General features: G+C 61.2%; 15 protein-coding genes. 1 reads left to right on the top strand and 14 read right to left on the bottom strand.

What is annotated here, in order from left to right; translation table 11 throughout:
• Nucleotides 1-20 precede the first annotated feature (20 nt).
• Both radA and serB read right to left on the bottom strand, forming a co-directional pair.
• On the bottom strand, nt 21-1,406 hold the full coding sequence (gene radA / locus JL05_RS04070) for a DNA repair protein RadA (protein WP_033631745.1): 1,386 nt from the start codon (nt 1,404-1,406) through the stop codon (nt 21-23).
• Between the two features lie 19 nt (nt 1,407-1,425).
• Complete coding sequence (gene serB, locus JL05_RS04065; protein WP_004933052.1) at nt 1,426-2,403, bottom strand: phosphoserine phosphatase; 978 nt, start codon at nt 2,401-2,403, stop codon at nt 1,426-1,428.
• A 110-nt stretch (nt 2,404-2,513) separates the two neighbouring features.
• On the opposite strand from serB, the gene JL05_RS04060 reads away from it, so the two are divergent.
• The gene (locus tag JL05_RS04060) at nt 2,514-3,194 is read left to right on the top strand and encodes a YtjB family periplasmic protein (protein WP_033631744.1); all 681 of its coding nucleotides are present in this window, start codon (nt 2,514-2,516) and stop codon (nt 3,192-3,194) included.
• Between the two features lies 1 nt (nt 3,195).
• On the opposite strand, the gene yjjJ is transcribed toward JL05_RS04060, so the two are convergent.
• The 12 genes from yjjJ to prfC form a co-directional block, all read right to left on the bottom strand.
• Entirely contained in the window at nt 3,196-4,539 is a 1,344-nt protein-coding gene (yjjJ, locus tag JL05_RS04055; protein ID WP_033631743.1) for a type II toxin-antitoxin system HipA family toxin YjjJ, read from the bottom strand.
• Nucleotides 4,540-4,677: 138 nt separating this feature from the next.
• Nucleotides 4,678-5,409: a purine-nucleoside phosphorylase gene (deoD, locus tag JL05_RS04050; RefSeq protein WP_004933059.1), complete on the bottom strand. Its 732-nt coding sequence runs from the start codon at nt 5,407-5,409 to the stop codon at nt 4,678-4,680.
• 96 nt (nt 5,410-5,505) lie between these two features.
• On the bottom strand, nt 5,506-6,729 hold the full coding sequence (deoB, locus tag JL05_RS04045; RefSeq protein ID WP_004933063.1) for a phosphopentomutase: 1,224 nt from the start codon (nt 6,727-6,729) through the stop codon (nt 5,506-5,508).
• 70 nt (nt 6,730-6,799) lie between these two features.
• The gene (gene deoA / locus JL05_RS04040) at nt 6,800-8,122 is read right to left on the bottom strand and encodes a thymidine phosphorylase (RefSeq protein ID WP_004933068.1); all 1,323 of its coding nucleotides are present in this window, start codon (nt 8,120-8,122) and stop codon (nt 6,800-6,802) included.
• A gap of 66 nt (nt 8,123-8,188) precedes the next feature.
• Nucleotides 8,189-8,968 (bottom strand): deoxyribose-phosphate aldolase, encoded by a 780-nt coding sequence (deoC, locus tag JL05_RS04035; RefSeq protein ID WP_004933072.1) that lies wholly within the window; start codon nt 8,966-8,968, stop codon nt 8,189-8,191.
• Nucleotides 8,969-9,338: 370 nt separating this feature from the next.
• Nucleotides 9,339-10,616 (bottom strand): NupC/NupG family nucleoside CNT transporter, encoded by a 1,278-nt coding sequence (locus tag JL05_RS04030; RefSeq protein ID WP_004933076.1) that lies wholly within the window; start codon nt 10,614-10,616, stop codon nt 9,339-9,341.
• Between the two features lie 183 nt (nt 10,617-10,799).
• The gene (locus tag JL05_RS04025; protein ID WP_033631742.1) at nt 10,800-11,582 is read right to left on the bottom strand and encodes a TatD family hydrolase; all 783 of its coding nucleotides are present in this window, start codon (nt 11,580-11,582) and stop codon (nt 10,800-10,802) included.
• A complete protein-coding gene (locus tag JL05_RS04020; protein ID WP_033631741.1) occupies nt 11,579-12,697 on the bottom strand; it encodes a patatin-like phospholipase family protein in 1,119 nt (372 codons plus the stop codon). Before JL05_RS04020 ends, JL05_RS04025 begins: the two co-directional genes overlap by 4 nt.
• 10 nt (nt 12,698-12,707) lie before the next feature.
• Entirely contained in the window at nt 12,708-12,893 is a 186-nt protein-coding gene (locus JL05_RS04015) for a CsbD family protein (RefSeq protein WP_004933086.1), read from the bottom strand.
• Nucleotides 12,894-12,961: 68 nt separating this feature from the next.
• A complete protein-coding gene (locus tag JL05_RS24420) occupies nt 12,962-13,123 on the bottom strand; it encodes a DUF1328 domain-containing protein (RefSeq protein WP_004933089.1) in 162 nt (53 codons plus the stop codon).
• Nucleotides 13,124-13,283: 160 nt separating this feature from the next.
• Entirely contained in the window at nt 13,284-13,898 is a 615-nt protein-coding gene (gene osmY / locus JL05_RS04010) for a molecular chaperone OsmY (protein ID WP_004933091.1), read from the bottom strand.
• A gap of 515 nt (nt 13,899-14,413) precedes the next feature.
• On the bottom strand, nt 14,414-16,003 hold the full coding sequence (gene prfC, locus JL05_RS04005; RefSeq protein ID WP_004933094.1) for a peptide chain release factor 3: 1,590 nt from the start codon (nt 16,001-16,003) through the stop codon (nt 14,414-14,416).
• Nucleotides 16,004-16,146 lie beyond the last annotated feature (143 nt).

Genomic DNA, 16,146 nt, shown 5'->3' with positions numbered 1-16,146 from the left:
CTTGCTCGCCGTCGGCGACATTAATAAAACTCTTCCAGCACGTCCAGCGCGTCCGCCAGCTTCTTGACCCCGAACACCTGCATGTTGGCCGGCGGCTTTTTCGGCATATTGCCGTGCGGCACGATGGCGCGCTTGAAGCCGTGCTTGGCCGCTTCGGAGATCCGCTCCTGGCCGCTCGGCACCGGGCGAATTTCCCCCGCCAGCCCCACTTCGCCGAACACCACCAGATCGTTCGGCAGCGGCCGATCGCGCAGGCTCGAGACCAGCGACATCAGCAACGCCAGATCGGCGCTGGTCTCACTGACTTTCACCCCGCCGACCACGTTGACGAACACGTCCTGATCCGACATCTGCAGCCCGCCGTGCCGGTGCAGCACCGCCAGCAGGATCGCCAACCGGTTCTGCTCCAGGCCCACCGCCACGCGGCGCGGGTTGGACATCATCGAGTGATCCACCAGCGCCTGGATCTCCACCAGCAGCGGACGGGTGCCTTCCCACACCACCATCACCGAGCTGCCGGAAGTGACCTCATCGCCGCGGCTGAGGAAGATCGCCGACGGGTTGCTGACTTCGCGCAACCCCTGTTCGGTCATGGCGAACACCCCCAGCTCGTTGACCGCGCCGAAGCGGTTCTTGTGGCTGCGCAGGGTACGGAAGCGGGAATCGGCGTCGCCGTCCAGCAGCACCGAACAGTCGATACAGTGTTCCAGCACTTTTGGCCCGGCCAGCGAGCCGTCTTTGGTGACGTGGCCGACCATCACGATCGCCACGCCGCGCGTCTTGGCGAAGCGCGTCAGGTAGGCGGCGGTTTCCCGCACCTGCGCCACGCTGCCCGGCGAAGACTGAATGTCCGCCATGTGCATCACCTGAATCGAGTCGATCACCATCAGCTTCGGCTGTTCCTGCTCGGCGATCAGGCAGATCTGCTCGATGCTGGTTTCCGACAGCATGTTCAGGCCGCCGGTCGGCAGCCCCAGACGGTGAGCGCGCATCGCCACCTGCTGCAGCGACTCCTCACCGGTGACGTACAGGGTTTTCATCTGTTCAGACAGCTTGCACAACACCTGCAGCAACAGGGTGCTCTTGCCGGCGCCGGGGTTGCCGCCGATCAGAATCGCGCTGCCGGGCACCACGCCGCCGCCCAGCACGCGGTCGAACTCGAGAAAGCCGGTGGTGAAGCGCGGCAGCGCCTCCAGGCTGATTTCCGACAGTTTCTGCACCTTGCTGACGCCGGCGTCGCCGGCATAGCCGCTGAGGCGATCGTTGCGCGCCGCGGCGGGCGACGCGGCCACACGCACTTCCGTGATGGTGTTCCAGGCATGACAGGCGCTGCACTGCCCCTGCCAACGCGGATAGTCCGCCCCGCACTCATTGCACACAAATGCCCGTTTTGCCGCTTTTGCCACGTCTTACCTCAATCTTTCGTTATCGCACTTCGTGTTTCAGGCTGCCGGTGAGAATACACAGCACGCCCATCAAATCCGCATGCCGGATCGATACCTGCGCTTTTTCATACACTTTCGGCTTGGCGTGGTAGGCGATGCCCAGCCCCGCCGCCTGCATCATTTTCAAATCGTTGGCGCCGTCGCCGATAGCCACGGTTTGCGCCAGCGGGATCTCCAGCTTCTCCGCCAGCCGCAGCAGCGTGTCGGCTTTAAACTGCGCGTCCACCACCGGCCCCAGCACTTCGCCGGTCAGCTTGCCGTCGCGGATCTCCAGCTCATTGGCCGCCGCCGCCACCAGCCGCAGCCGGTTGCGCAGGTATTCGGCGTAGTAGGTGAAGCCGCCGGAGGCGATCGCCACATGCCAGCCCATCGCCTGCAGCTTGCCCACCAGGCTGGTCAGCCCCGGCATCAACGGCAGCTCGTCGCGCACCTGCTTGAGGATGTTGGCGTCGGCCCCTTTCAGCGTGCCGACACGCTGGCGCAGGCTGGCGGTAAAGTCCAGCTCGCCGCGCATCGCGCGTTCGGTGACTTCCGCCACCTGTTCGCCGACGCCCGCCAATTTGGCGATCTCGTCGATGCACTCGATCTCGATCGCCGTCGAATCCATGTCCATCACCAGCAGCCCCGGCGTGCGCAGGTGCGGGATCTTGCCGAGCGGCGCCACGTCCAGCCCGCTCTCCGCCGCCAACAGCTTGGCGCGCGGCGTCAAGGTGCCCGCCAGGCGCACCACCTGATAGTCGTCCACGCCCCAGGCGGTGACGATCACCATCGCCGCGCCCAGCTTGCGTTGGAATTGGGTAATGCGCGCCTTGTCCAGCTTCCTGCCGTATAACAGCCACCCGGTATTGCCCGCCCGGTAGTCCAGCGGCATCACTTCGTCGCCGCTGAGCGAAAGGGGAAGACCCGGCCATTGAGAGATCTCCGCCGGAAGATCGCAATAGGTCAGACTGTTTGACATCATTGACTCCTGAATGGACAAAAACGCTGCATGATAAAACGACGCATCAAGCTATCCTATCGCCAGCGGTTCTGGCAACATAAAGTGTCCCCGATGCCCAAGGAACCTGCATGGCTCGCGCTAAACTGAAATTTCGCCTGCACCGCACCGCTATTATCCTGATTTGCCTGGCTTTGCTGGTGCTGCTGATGCAGGGCGCCTCTTATTTTAGCCTGAGTCACCAAATGGCGCGATCCGAGCAGGTGGAAGAGCTGGCGCAGACGCTGACCAAACAGGTCGCCTACAGCCTGGCGCCGCTGCTGGACGACGACGGCAACAACCCGCGCATCGACGCCATCCTCAAGCAGCTCACCGATCACAGCCGCATTCTCGACGTCAGCGTGTATCAGTTGGACGGCACGCTGGTCTCCCACGCCGGGGAGCAGATAAGTATACGCGATCGCCTGTCGCTCGACGGCAAACGCGCCGGCAGCTACTTCAACCACCAGTTGGTCGAATCCATTCAGGGCAAAGACGGCCCGATCGGCTTTATCCGCATTACCCTCGACACCCACGTGCTGGCGACCGAATCCAAACAGGTGGACAACACCACCAACCTGCTGCGCCTGATGATCCTGCTGGCGCTGGCGATCGGCATCATTCTGGCGCGCACCCTGCTGCAGCACCGCCGCAGCCGCTGGCAGCAGTCGCCGTACCTGTTGACCGCCAACACGCCACTGGAAGAAGGCAATACGGTGGAAGACGACGAGGATGCGCCGGAGACAAAGCAGGAAGCGCCGAAGAAGGAGTAACTCAGGCCAGGCGTTGAATGCGTTCGTGCAGTTTCTGCAGTTGCGCCAGCATTTGCTCGGCAATCGCCCGGAACGCCTCGCTGAGGTCGTCATGTTGCGCCGTGCGCCGCCAGAACTCGAGAGCCAATAGCTCCGCTTGCCGCCAGACGGCGCCGCTCACCTCATTGCTCAAACGGATCTCCACTGCGTCGTGGCGCAGATTGCCGCTGCTTGCCGGGGCAAAAGCCATCGGCAGCATATCGTACAAAGGCGCCAACATGACCGGCCGCTGCGTTGGCCGCAAGAACGACAGATTACCCTGGTGCATATCGCTATTGGCGATCAAGCGGCCAAAGGCCCAATACAGGGCAATCCGTTGGCAGGCAGAGCGATCAATCACGCCTTGCTGCAATAACCGATTAGCCGCCACAACCCAGTTGGCATGGCCGCTGCCGCTGAACTCGGCATCCAGCGCCTCCAGTGACACCATCGCCACCCGCCCTTCTTCGCCGATGCGATCAAAGCGCTCTACCTCTAAAAAGCATTGTCGATCGGCGCCAAACAGGATTTGCGCCGTTGCGGCAGGCAATCCCGCAGCGGCGACCGTCTGCAACGCCAGTGACTCGGCGATCAGCAAATCGCTCCAGCGCTGTGCAATGGCATGCGTCGGCGCCAGACTGAACTTCACCAAAACATGCGCACGATGCCCAGGCGTCAGCTCAGCATAGGCGGCAAATTTGGGTTGTTCGCCACCGGCGGAGGAACCCACCAACTCCCCGGCCAGCGCCTGGACAGACAATGCGGCGTAACGCTCGGTTTTATCTTCCGCCGCGATAGCGACGGCAGTCTCCCGCATCAACCAACGCTGATAGCTGTCGGCGCCAGGCAGCAAATCGCCGGTCATGTCTTCGCCATAACGGCAGAGCGCCAACAGACGTTGGCCCTCATCCCATCGCCGCACATCCTCCGGCAAATTCAACTCGTGGGCCGCCGCTTTGCCCCAGGCTCGCCCAAGAAAGCCAATCGGCCTCAGGTCATTCAGATACCATGGCAGGCCGTCATAGAGCTGCCACTCTCCGCTGCGCTCATCGCACACCGCACAGTTATCGGCAGGATACAGCGGGCAAAGCGTGGCAAACAGGTGCGCCTTACCCCGTTCATCAACCCGATACAGCGGAAACTGCCTCTCACCGCCGATCCCGCGCCGCAATACATAGCGCGTCGCCTTACCTTTACCGAGGATCAATACGGCGCCCGCCAGTTCGCGGATACGGCGCGATAGCGTCGGCTGGCTGATGCCCAACGCTTCTGTCAGTTGACGAGCCGTGGCCGGCCCATGACGCAAAACTTGTTCAACGGTGAGCATCGGATGAATAGATTGGTGAATAGATTGATAGAGGAAGTAATAGCGTTAAATGGCAGGAAGGTAAAGCGTTAGCAAAAAATCGGCCGTGCGGAGTGAATAGATTGACGGGCGGGCGCCATGACGACGCCCGCCGCGGTATTACGCTTTGTCGCCCAGCAGCACGGATTCCAGCGCGATAACGATCATTTCGTTAAAGGTGGTCTGGCGTTCCGCCGCCGTGGTCGCTTCGTGACGCAGGATGTGGTCGGACACGGTGCAGATGGTCAGCGCTTTACAGCCGAACTCTTCGTACAGCTCCGCCGCCACGCCGTAGATGCCGGCCGCTTCCATTTCCACGCCCAGGATGCCGTACTTCTTCATCACCTGGAACATGTCCGGATCCGGGGTGTAGAACAGATCGGCGGAGAAGATGTTGCCCACGCGCGCCGGGATGCCCTGCGCCGCCGCGGCGTCGACCGCGTTGCGCACCATGTCGAAGTCGGCGATCGCCGCGTAGTCGTTGTCCTTGAAGCGCAGACGGTTCACCTTGGAGTCGGTGCACGCGCCCATGCCGATCACCACGTCGCGCAGTTTGATATCGTCACGCACCGCGCCGCAGGAACCCACGCGAATGATCTTCTTCACGCCGAACTCGGCGATCAGCTCGCGCGCATAGATCGAGCAGGACGGGATGCCCATGCCGTGGCCCATTACGGAGATGCGGCGGCCTTTGTAGGTGCCGGTGAAGCCCAACATGCCGCGCACGTTGTTCACTTCCACCGCGCCTTCCAGGAAGGTTTCGGCGATGTATTTTGCGCGCAGCGGATCGCCCGGCATCAGTACTACGTCAGCGAAATCACCCATCTCAGCATTAATGTGCGGCGTAGCCATAATTCTCTTCCTTTAAATCGTATTAAATAGCGTTAAACGTATAAGCCGTGGTATGTCAGACGGCGGCCAACTGCGCCACCGCCTTAAACTCACGAATTAAAACAGGGTCTTACCATAATCCATCGGCGACAGGCCAAAATAATTGGCGACGGTCTGGCCGATGTCGGCGAAGGTCTCGCGGTGGCCCAGCGAGCCCGGTTTCACTTTCGGGCCGTAGACCAGCACCGGGATGTGCTCACGGGTGTGATCGGTGCCCGGCCAGGTCGGGTCGCAGCCGTGGTCGGCGGTGAAGATGATGATGTCTTCGTCTTTCACCAGCTTCAGCAGCTCCGGCAGGCGGCGGTCGAACAGCTCCAGCGCGGCGGCGTAGCCCGCCACGTCGCGGCGGTGGCCGTAAGAGGAGTCGAAGTCCACGAAGTTGGTGAACACGATGGTGTTGTCGCCGGCCTTTTCCATTTCAATCAGGGTCGCGTCGAACAGCGCGTCGATGCCGGTTGCCTTCACCTTCTTGGTGATGCCGACGTTGGCATAGATGTCGGCGATTTTACCGATCGACACCACTTCGCCGCCCTTCTCGTCCACCAGCTTTTTCAGCACGGTCGGCGCCGGCGGCTCTACCGCCAGATCGTGGCGGTTGCCGGTGCGCTGGAAGTGGCCCGGCTTGTCGCCGACGAACGGACGCGCGATCACGCGGCCGATGTTGTAACCGCCTTCGGTTAGCTCTTCACGCGCGATTTCGCACAGCTCGTACAGGCGATCCAGGCCGAAGGTTTCTTCATGGCAGGCGATCTGGAACACCGAGTCGGCGGAGGTGTAGAAAATCGGCTTGCCGGTTTTCATGTGCTCTTCGCCCAGCTGATCGAGGATCACGGTGCCGGATGAGTGACAGTTGCCCAGGTAGCCCGGCAGGTTGGCGCGCTCCACCAGCTTATCCAGCAGCGCCTGCGGGAAGCTGTTGTGCTCGTCCTTGAAGTAGCCCCAGTCGAACAGTACCGGCACGCCGGCGATTTCCCAGTGGCCCGACGGCGTGTCTTTACCGGAAGAGAGCTCGCTGGCGTATGCGTAAGCGCCGATGATATCGGCATTGCGATCCAGCCCCTGCGGGAAGTTGCCGGTGGACTCTTCCGCCGCTTTGCCGAGCCCCAGGCGGCTCAGGTTAGGCAGCGTCAGCGGGCCCTGGCGGCCCACGTTGGCTTCACCGCGCGCGCAAACCTCGGCGATGTGGCCCAGAGTGTCGGAACCCTGGTCGCCAAAACGTTCGGCGTCTTCGCTGGCGCCGATGCCGAAGGAGTCCAATACCATAATAAATGTGCGTTTCATCTGTGCTCTCCTGCGTGTTCTCACGCTTTGGACGGCCGCGAAAAAGCCGCGGCCGTTCCTGATTCTTGGGTTATTCCGTGACGCGCTTATACACCACCGGCGTCGCCTCCGGCGCCTTGTCGCTCAGCGTCATTGCGCTACGCACCGCATCGGCCGCCTGCTGCCAGCTCTCTTCATCGTTGGCGTGGATCATCGCCAGCGGCTGCTGGGCATCCACCTTATCACCCAGGCGCGCCACCTCGGTCAGACCGACGCTGTAATCGATGGCGTCGCTCGCCCGGCGGCGGCCGCCGCCCAGCGAAACCACCGCCATGCCCAGCGCGCGGGTATCCATGGCGCTGATGATGCCCGGATTTTCAGCATACACCGGCTTGCTCAGCGTTGCCGCCGGCAGATAGCTATCATAACGTTCGACGAAGTCTATCGGCCCTTGCTGCGCCGCGACCATGCGGCCAAACACTTCCGCCGCCTTGCCGTTGTCCAGCACCGCCTGCAGTTTGGCGCGCGCATCGGCCTCGTCATTCGCCAGGCCGCCGGACAGCAGCATCTCCACGCACAGCGCCAGCGTCACTTCCAGCAGGCGCGGATTGCGGTATTCGCCGGTCAGGAAGCGCACCGCTTCGCGCACTTCCACCGCATTGCCGGCGCTGGAGGCCAGCACCTGGTTCATGTCGGTCAGCAGCGCGGTGGTCTTGCAGCCCGCGCCGTTGGCCACGCCGACGATCGCCTGCGCCAAATCTTGCGACAGGGCGTAGGTCGGCATAAAGGCGCCGGAACCGACCTTCACGTCCATCACCAGCGCATCCAGCCCTTCCGCCAGTTTCTTGGCCAGAATGGAGGCGGTGATCAGCGGGATAGAATCCACGGTGGCGGTGATGTCGCGGGTGGCGTAAAAACGTTTGTCCGCCGGCGCCAGCGAGCTGGTCTGGCCGATGATCGCCACGCCGACGTCCTGAATAATTTTGCGGAAGGCGTTATCGTCCGGGAAAATATTGAAACCCGGAATAGCTTCCAGCTTGTCCAGCGTGCCGCCGGTATGCCCCAGGCCGCGGCCGGAGATCATCGGCACATAGCCGCCGCAGGCCGCCACCATCGGGCCGAGCATCAGCGAGGTCACGTCGCCCACGCCGCCGGTCGAATGCTTGTCGACGATCGGGCCGTTCAGCGCCAAACTCTTCCAGTCCAGCACGGTGCCGGAATCGCGCATCGCCATGGTGAGCGCCACGCGCTCCGGCATGCTCATGTCATGGAAATAAATGGTCATCGCCAGCGCGGCGATCTGCCCTTCCGACACCACATTGTCGCGAATGCCGTTGATGAAAAAGCGGATTTCCGCTTCGCTTAACGGCTGGCCGTCGCGTTTCTTACGAATAATTTCTTGAGCCAGGAACAAGGCATCCCCCTGTGTCGCCGAGAGTCGGTGCAGACGGGCGCGCCTGGCGCCCGCCAACGAAATCGATCAGTAGCCGCCGCCGGCGGTCTGGGTCTGGTGGCCCAGCGCGGTCAGCAAGCTGGCCAGCAGGCTGGAAGCGCCAAAGCGGAAATGCCGCGCATCGGCCCACCCCTCGCCCAGAATACGATCGGCAAGTTGCAGATAATGCAGCGCGTCTTCCGCGGTGCGCACGCCGCCGGCCGGCTTGAAGCCCACCGTCTTCGCCACGCCCAGATCGCGGATCACCGACATCATCAGCTCGGCGCTCTCCAGGGTGGCGTTGACCGGCACCTTGCCGGTGGAGGTCTTGATAAAGTCAGCCCCGGCCTTGATGGCGATCTCGGACGCCTTGCGGATCAAATCGGCCTGTTTCAGCTCACCGGTTTCGATGATCACTTTCAGCAGCACGTTAGCCGCCTGGCAAGCCTGCTTGCACTGTTTCACCAGCTCGAAGCCGACCTGTTCGTTGCCGGCGATCAGCGCACGGTATGGGAACACCACGTCCACTTCATCCGCGCCATAGGCGATCGCCGCGCGGGTTTCCGCCAGCGCGATGTCGATATCGTCATTGCCATGCGGGAAGTTGGTCACGGTGGCGATGCGGATGTCCGGCGTGCCTTGCTCGCGCAGCGCCTTACGCGCCACCGGGATAAAACGCGGGTAGATGCAGATGGCCGCCGTGTGGCCGGCCGGGCTGTTGGCCTGACGACAGAGCGCGATCACTTTCTCGTCGGTGTCATCATCATTCAGCGTGGTTAAATCCATCAAGTTCAGCGCACGTTGCGCTGCTGCGGTTAATTCGGTCATAAAACTCTCCAACTGAGTACCTGGGTGTTGGCGAGCGGACTTGGTTCCATGAAGATAGCGCTGGGGAACGGCGTTCCCGCGGCGGCAACTGAGATCCTTCTCACCGCACATGGCCACCCGCCTTGCGGCCGGCCAGTAATAGCTATTTGAACACGAATGCCGGAGGCGATTCGCGTTCATCGTCACACTATATGAAATAGCACTGTAACAGACCGGAATTATATGTGAAGAGCATCACAAAATAACGCGATATCGTTCACAAATTCGCTAAAGAAGCGGCTGAAGATCGCGGGTGCGGCAAACACCCGCGTTGCTTAGAGTATAGGCGGAGTCCCGCGATCGGTCGCGCCGTCGCGGGCTCCGTGATGACTTACAGCGCCAGGAAGAAGCCGGCGATGGTGGCACTCATCAGGTTGGACAGCGTGCCGGCCGCCACGGCCTTCAGACCGAAGCGCGCGATGTCGTGGCGACGGTTGGGCGCCATGCTGCCCAGACCGCCCAGCAAGATCGCCACCGAGGAGAGGTTGGCGAAGCCGCACAGCGCAAAGGAGATGATCGCCTTGGTGTGCGTCGACAGCACCTGCAGGCCTTCCGCCGCCACTACGTCATCCGGGCGCAGATAGGCGCCGAAGTTCATGTAGGCGACGAATTCGTTGACGATGATCTTCTGGCCGATGAACGAACCGGCGGTCATCGCCTCGCTCCACGGCACGCCGATCAGGAAAGCGATCGGCGAGAACACCCAGCCGAGGATCAGTTCAAGCGACAGCTGCGGATAATCGAACCAGCCGCCGATACCGCCGAGAATACCGTTAAGCAAAGCGATCAGCGCGATAAACGCCAGCAGCATCGCACCGACGTTCAGCGCCAGCTGCATGCCGGAAGCCGCGCCGGAAGCCGCCGCATCGATCACGTTGGCCGGACGATCCTCTTCGGCGATCAGCTTCATCGCATCGTCTTTATCGTGGGTCTGCTCGGTTTCCGGCACCATCAGCTTGGCGAACAGCAGCCCGCCCGGCGCGGCCATGAAGGACGCGGCGATCAGATATTCCAGCGGCACGCCCATCTGCGCGTACCCCGCCAACACCGAACCGGCTACCGAGGCCAGGCCGCCGCACATCACGGCGAACAGTTCTGACTGGCTCATGGTGGCGATATAGGGGCGTACCACCAGCGGCGCTTCGGTCTGGCCAACGAAAATGTTGGCGGTCGCCGACAGCGATTCGGTGCGCGAGGTGCCCAGCAGCTTGTGCAGGCCGCCGCCCAACACGCGGATCACCAACTGCATGATGCCGAGGTAGTACAGCACCGCAATCAGCGAGGAGAAGAACACGATCACCGGCAGGACGCGCAGCGCGAATACGAAGCCGCCGCCGCCGAACACCTCGAACATCTTGTCGGACACCAGCCCGCCGAAGATGAACGAAATGCCCTGATTGCCGTAGGCGATAACGTTTGCCACGCCGTTAGACATACTGCCGAGAATGCTGCGGCCCAGCGGCACGTACAGCACCAGCGCGCCGATGCCGACCTGAATGATGAACGCCCACACCACGGTGCGCAATTTGATGGCCCGACGGTTGCTGGAGAGCAGCACCGCAATGGCGATCAGCACCGCCATACCGACCAGACTCATGATGAGTTGCATGCAAAGTTTCCCTGTTGCAAAAAATAAAATACATCCCTGCTCATGAAGAGAGGTCTGCTATTGGAGAGTTTCGGGGGGATTATACTGAGCGAGGTCACCCTCGCACCGATTTATGTCACAAATGTATACAACGAGACGCAAATGAAAATCCTATAACGTGACACAAGTCACGTTATAAGCTCATCAATCCGGCATGGCAAACAGTGACTGGGTATTGCGTTGCAGATGAGCGGCGATCTCGTCGGCCGGTTCCGGCCGCAGCTCGCACAGCGCGTGAAACACCTCGGCGGCACGCTCGGGGCGATTCGGCTGCCCCTGATAACCGGCCAGCGGCATGTCCGGCGCATCCGTCTCCAGCAGCAGCGCCTCAAGCGGCAGCTGCGCCATCACGCCGCGCGTTTTCTGCGCCCGCTCATAGGTGATGGTGCCGCCCACGCCGATGTAATAGCCGAGGCGGATAAACGCCTGCGCCTGCGACAGGCTGCCGGCGAAGCCGTGCACCACGCCGCGACGCGGCAGCTGCATGCGCCGCAGCGCCGCGGCCAGCTGATCGTGGGTACGCCGCGAGTGCAGGATCACCGGCAGGTCATGCTGTTTCGCCAGCCTCAGTTGGGCCAGCAGCACGCTTTGCTGGCGCTCGAACTGCGGGTTGTCCATATACAGATCGAGCCCGATCTCCCCCACCGCCACCAGCTTGCGCGGCCGTTCGGCCAACAGCGCCGCCAGCTGTTCCAGCTGCGGCTCATGATGCTGCGCGATATACAGCGGGTGCAGCCCCAACGCGGCGAACAGCGGCGCGTGATCCTGCGCCAGCCGCAGCACCCGCGTGAAGCGATCGGCGGTAACCGTCGGGACGATGATGCGCTGCACGCCGGCGCTTGCCGCCCGCGTCAGGCTCTCGGCCTCATGTCCGGTAAAGGGCGGGAAATCGAAATGGCAGTGGGTGTCGGTAAAGGCGTAGCTCACAGCGCGCCCCCTTCACCCGGCGGCAGATCGCCCGGCAGAATGAGCTTCGGCGCCGCCACCGCAGCCTCCGGCTGCGCCGTGAGATCGGGCGACATGGCGATGTCGGTCACGATCGGCGAAGGCATTCTGACGTTCTCCGGCTGGATAAGGCGGCGCGACAACGATTTTTGCACCTTGATACCGTCCGGTTCCTGCTGCGCCATCCACTGGCCGACGGTGGCCAGGAAGTAGCGGCCGCAGCGGCGCCCCAGGTGATAATCCTGATTGAGCGCCCCCAGTCGGCTGCCCAGCGCATTGCTGGCCAGCGGCTTAGGCGGGAAGATCTCGAAGATGCGCAGCTTGCCCGGCGGCTTCTCGATAAAGCGCTGGATGCGGTGATAGCTTTGCTCATGATGCTGCAGGATGCGCACCATCTGCTGCAGGCTGCTGTCGCTCAGCCAGTGCTCCATGCGCTTCATCCACTGCGGGGTGTAGTACATTTGCGAAGGCACGGTGCGGATCACCACGATGGTGTCGGCGCCGCGGCGGTAGGCCTCTTCCACCGGGATCGCATCGCTGATGCCGCCGTCCTGATAGCTGACGCCGTCCAACTCCACGCCCTGACGGTAAAAGCCGGGAATGGCGCTGGACGCCTTGATGGCCGGCAGCCAGCGTTCACGCTGCGCCGGCAGATAGGCCGGTTCGAAATCGTCGCTGCGGCAGGCGCACAGCAGGAATTCGCGCCCGTCGATAAAATGCTGTTCCGCCACGTCCATCGCCAGCGGCATCTGCGCCGCCGCCGTATCAACCAGCCAATCGAGATCGATCAGATGCCCGCCGCGCACGAAGCGCAGCGGATTGAAGAACTGGGCCGAGGTGGTGTAACGGGTGATCACCCGGCGCGCGTAGCCCATCTGCCCGCAGATATAGGCGGACAGATTTTGCGCGCCGGCCGACGTGCCAATCAGCAGATCGAAAGGGTTAAAGCCCGCGCGCTGAAACTCGTCCAGCACGCCGGCGGTGAAAATGCCGCGCTGGCCGCCGCCTTCGCAGACCAACGCCATTTTTCCTGGTCGAAAAGGTTTAGACGCCAGCGGTTCTATATTGCCGAGCGTGATGGGTATTCTGTATCCCAACTTGGCATCCTCAGTGAGACGTTTTCTCCGAGGATACCGCGTCTCGCTCTCTTCCGTAATCCTCTTGCAGCACGCCGACGAGGAAATCATTGCTGCCGGCCAACCAGGCACCATCGCTGCCGGACCATTCGGCCCACGCCTGCCATACCTGACCTTTCAGCTGTTTCCAGCGCCCGACGATGATGTCGCTGTTCATGGCCGGCCCTCCCCGAGGTGAGAAAAGGAATTAAGCTTTGTTACAGTTTGCAGGAAAATGCCGGCCGGCTAAGGGCGCCGACGGCCGGTGAACAGGCTGACCAGGAACAGGATGATGCCGACAACGAACACGACTTTGGCGGCCCAGGCGGCGGTGCCCGCCAGCGAACCGAACCCCAGTGCCGCAGCGATAAGCGCGATGACTAAAAAGATAATGCCCCAACGAAACATAAGCTTCTCCTTACCATTGTGAAAAAATTCGCTGCCGTCTACCGCCCCGACACCGGACGTCGACGGCAAATCAGTTTCTTTTTTTGGTGGTACACGTCGGGCCGCCTTGACGGCCCGACAGATGCGGCTTGTTGTTACTTGTTACGGGCGCCTGGCGGGATTACGGCTTGACCACCAGGTCGTTTTTCACGCTTTTCACGCCGTCGATAGCCTTGGCGATGCTTTCGGCACGCTCAGACTGCGCCTGCGTTTTCACCTCACCGGAAAGCTGCACCACGCCATCGGTGGTTTCCACTTTCACATTGCGCGACGGCACGATGTCATCGGCCAGCAGCTTGGCTTTCAGCTCGCTGGTGGTGGCGGTGTCGCCGGCATACGATTTGATCGACTGGTTGGCTTCATCTTTCACGTGCAGCTTGTCGCTGACGGTTTTGACGCCTTCCACCTTACCGGCAACCGCAACCGCATGCTCCGCCTGCGCCTGGCTGCCGACAAACCCGCTCAGGATCACGGTGCCTTTTTCGGTTTTCACCGAAATGTCAGTGCTTTTGATGGTTTTATCGTCCACCAACGCACTTTTAACTTTAGCCGTTATCGCGCTGTCATCCATGTAACCGTCAACTTTTTTCATGGAGCTATCGATTTTGGCACCGGCACTGTCCGCGGCGTTAGACGCCTTGTTGAGCAGACTGTCTTCGGCCAGCGCAGTGCCGCTCACCAAAGCAGAACCCAAAACAACAGCCATCAGCGAGTGTGCAAATTTGGTCTTTTTCATCGATCTCTTCCTTTTGTTGGGGGCCCCAGCGCCAGAGCGCCGGAACCCTTCAGCCGCCTTCACGCGGCCTCTCGGTAAATACTTCATCATCGCTATACGATTAAGCGTTCACGACAGGAATATTGCAACCGCCGTGCCAACTCCATAAACACCTTAAAAATCAAACAAAAAAAGCATTGAGTCGGATTTTTAATCAAAAAACTGTCACCTATTGACGACAGACTAAGTGACACGAAACGGTAAAACAGTCATCTCATTGATATTTAAGGAAACAGACTGTCTCCTATCGGCAACACATCAGAATAACTCACCAAACAATCAGCGTATTACAGTGATTTACTCTCAAGCAATGTGCAGACATCTCGTTAAAGATAGACCATGCGGCGGAAAACGCAGGCCTAACGAACGCTGCCTGGCGATATCGGTTTGCGGCATAAAAGGTGAGGAAGTTTTATTAATTAGCGGAGTGAGGATGAGGGAGATTGGCAGGGCGCACCGGGCGCCCTGCCGATTTATCAGTGTTCGCGGGTTTTGCGGAAGGTCACGTCAGGATAGCGTTCCTGCGTCAGGTTGAGGTTCACCATGGTCGGCGCGATGTAGGACAGGTTGTCCCCGCCGTCCAGCGCCAGGTTGATCTCGTTCTTGCGCTTGAACTCTTCGAACTTCTTCACGTCGTCGCACTCGACCCAGCGCGCGGTCGACACGTTGACCGATTCATACAGCGCTTCCACGTTGTACTCGCTCTTCAAGCGCGCCACCACCACGTCGAACTGCAGCACGCCGACCGCGCCGACGATCAGATCGTTGTTGGCGATCGGGCGGAACACCTGCACCGCGCCCTCTTCGGACAGCTGCACCAGCCCCTTCAGCAACTGTTTCTGCTTCAGCGGATCGCGCAGGCGAATGCGGCGGAACAGTTCCGGCGCGAAGTTCGGAATGCCGGTGAACTTCATGTCTTCACCCTGGGTGAAGGTATCGCCGATCTGAATGGTGCCATGGTTGTGCAGACCGATAATGTCGCCCGGGTAGGCTTCTTCCACGTGCGAACGGTCGCCGGCCATAAAGGTCAGCGCGTCGGAGATCACCACGTCTTTGCCGGTGCGCACCTGGCGCAGCTTCATGCCCTTCTCATAACGGCCGGACACCACGCGCATAAAGGCCACGCGGTCGCGGTGCTTCGGATCCATGTTGGCCTGGATCTTGAACACGAAGCCGGTGAATTTCTCTTCCGCCGCCGTCACTTCGCGGGTGTCGGTTTTGCGCGGCATCGGCGCCGGCGCCCAGGCCACCAGGCCGTCCAGCATATGATCCACGCCGAAGTTGCCGAGTGCGGTACCGAAGAACACCGGCGTCAGCTCGCCGCTCAGGAAAGCTTCCTGATCGAACTCGTGAGAAGCGCCCTGCACCAGCTCCAGCTCATCGCGCAGCTGCGCCGCCAGATCTTCGCCCACCGCCGCATCCAGCTCTGGGTTGTTCAGGCCCTTGACGATGCGCACTTCCTGAATGGTGTGGCCTTTACCGGTCTGGTACAGGTAGGTTTCATCCTTGTACAGGTGGTAAACGCCCTTGAACAGCTTGCCGCAGCCGATCGGCCAGGTGATGGGCGAGCAGGCGATCTTCAGTTCGCGCTCAACTTCATCCATCACTTCCATCGGATCGCGAATGTCGCGGTCCAGCTTGTTCATGAAGGTCAGGATCGGCGTGTCGCGCAGGCGGGTGACTTCCATCAGCTTGCGGGTGCGATCCTCAACGCCCTTGGCGGCGTCGATCACCATCAGACAACAGTCGACCGCGGTCAGGGTGCGATACGTATCTTCGGAGAAGTCTTCGTGCCCCGGGGTATCCAGCAGGTTGACCAGGCTGTCACGGTACGGGAACTGCATCACCGAGGTGGTGATCGAGATCCCGCGCTGCTTTTCCATTTCCATCCAGTCGGATTTGGCGTGCTGGCTGGAGCCGCGGCCTTTTACCGTACCGGCGGTCTGGATCGCCTGTCCGAACAGCAGCACTTTTTCGGTAATGGTGGTTTTACCGGCATCGGGGTGCGAGATGATGGCGAAAGTTCTTCTTTTGGAGACTTCGCGGGCAAATTCACTAGGAGACATGGTTTTCAGGTTCTACGGTTAGTCCGCCCTGCGACATCATCAGAACGCGCCGATCGCGGCGCCGGGCAAAGCGGTGAATAAAAGATAACAGCCGGGCATTTTCGCCGATTTGCCAACCGGTGACAATCAATGCTTTTTCCGGC

The sequence above is a fragment of the Serratia nematodiphila DZ0503SBS1 genome, assembly GCF_000738675.1.
Taxonomy (GTDB): Bacteria; Pseudomonadota; Gammaproteobacteria; order Enterobacterales; family Enterobacteriaceae; genus Serratia; species Serratia nematodiphila.
Note: the sequence above shows the minus strand (reverse complement) of the source record. Positions and strands in the feature narration are given on the sequence as shown.

Coding starts and splice junctions, on each gene's coding strand:
- serB (WP_004933052.1), bottom strand. CDS start 2,403: ATGTCAAACAGTCTGACCTATTGCGATCTTCCGGCGGAGATCTCTCAA.
- JL05_RS04060 (WP_033631744.1), top strand. CDS start 2,514: ATGGCTCGCGCTAAACTGAAATTTCGCCTGCACCGCACCGCTATTATC.
- yjjJ (WP_033631743.1), bottom strand. CDS start 4,539: ATGCTCACCGTTGAACAAGTTTTGCGTCATGGGCCGGCCACGGCTCGT.
- deoD (WP_004933059.1), bottom strand. CDS start 5,409: ATGGCTACGCCGCACATTAATGCTGAGATGGGTGATTTCGCTGACGTA.
- deoB (WP_004933063.1), bottom strand. CDS start 6,729: ATGAAACGCACATTTATTATGGTATTGGACTCCTTCGGCATCGGCGCC.
- deoC (WP_004933072.1), bottom strand. CDS start 8,968: ATGACCGAATTAACCGCAGCAGCGCAACGTGCGCTGAACTTGATGGAT.
- JL05_RS04030 (WP_004933076.1), bottom strand. CDS start 10,616: ATGCAACTCATCATGAGTCTGGTCGGTATGGCGGTGCTGATCGCCATT.
- JL05_RS04015 (WP_004933086.1), bottom strand. CDS start 12,893: ATGAACAGCGACATCATCGTCGGGCGCTGGAAACAGCTGAAAGGTCAG.
- JL05_RS24420 (WP_004933089.1), bottom strand. CDS start 13,123: ATGTTTCGTTGGGGCATTATCTTTTTAGTCATCGCGCTTATCGCTGCG.
- osmY (WP_004933091.1), bottom strand. CDS start 13,898: ATGAAAAAGACCAAATTTGCACACTCGCTGATGGCTGTTGTTTTGGGT.
- prfC (WP_004933094.1), bottom strand. CDS start 16,003: ATGTCTCCTAGTGAATTTGCCCGCGAAGTCTCCAAAAGAAGAACTTTC.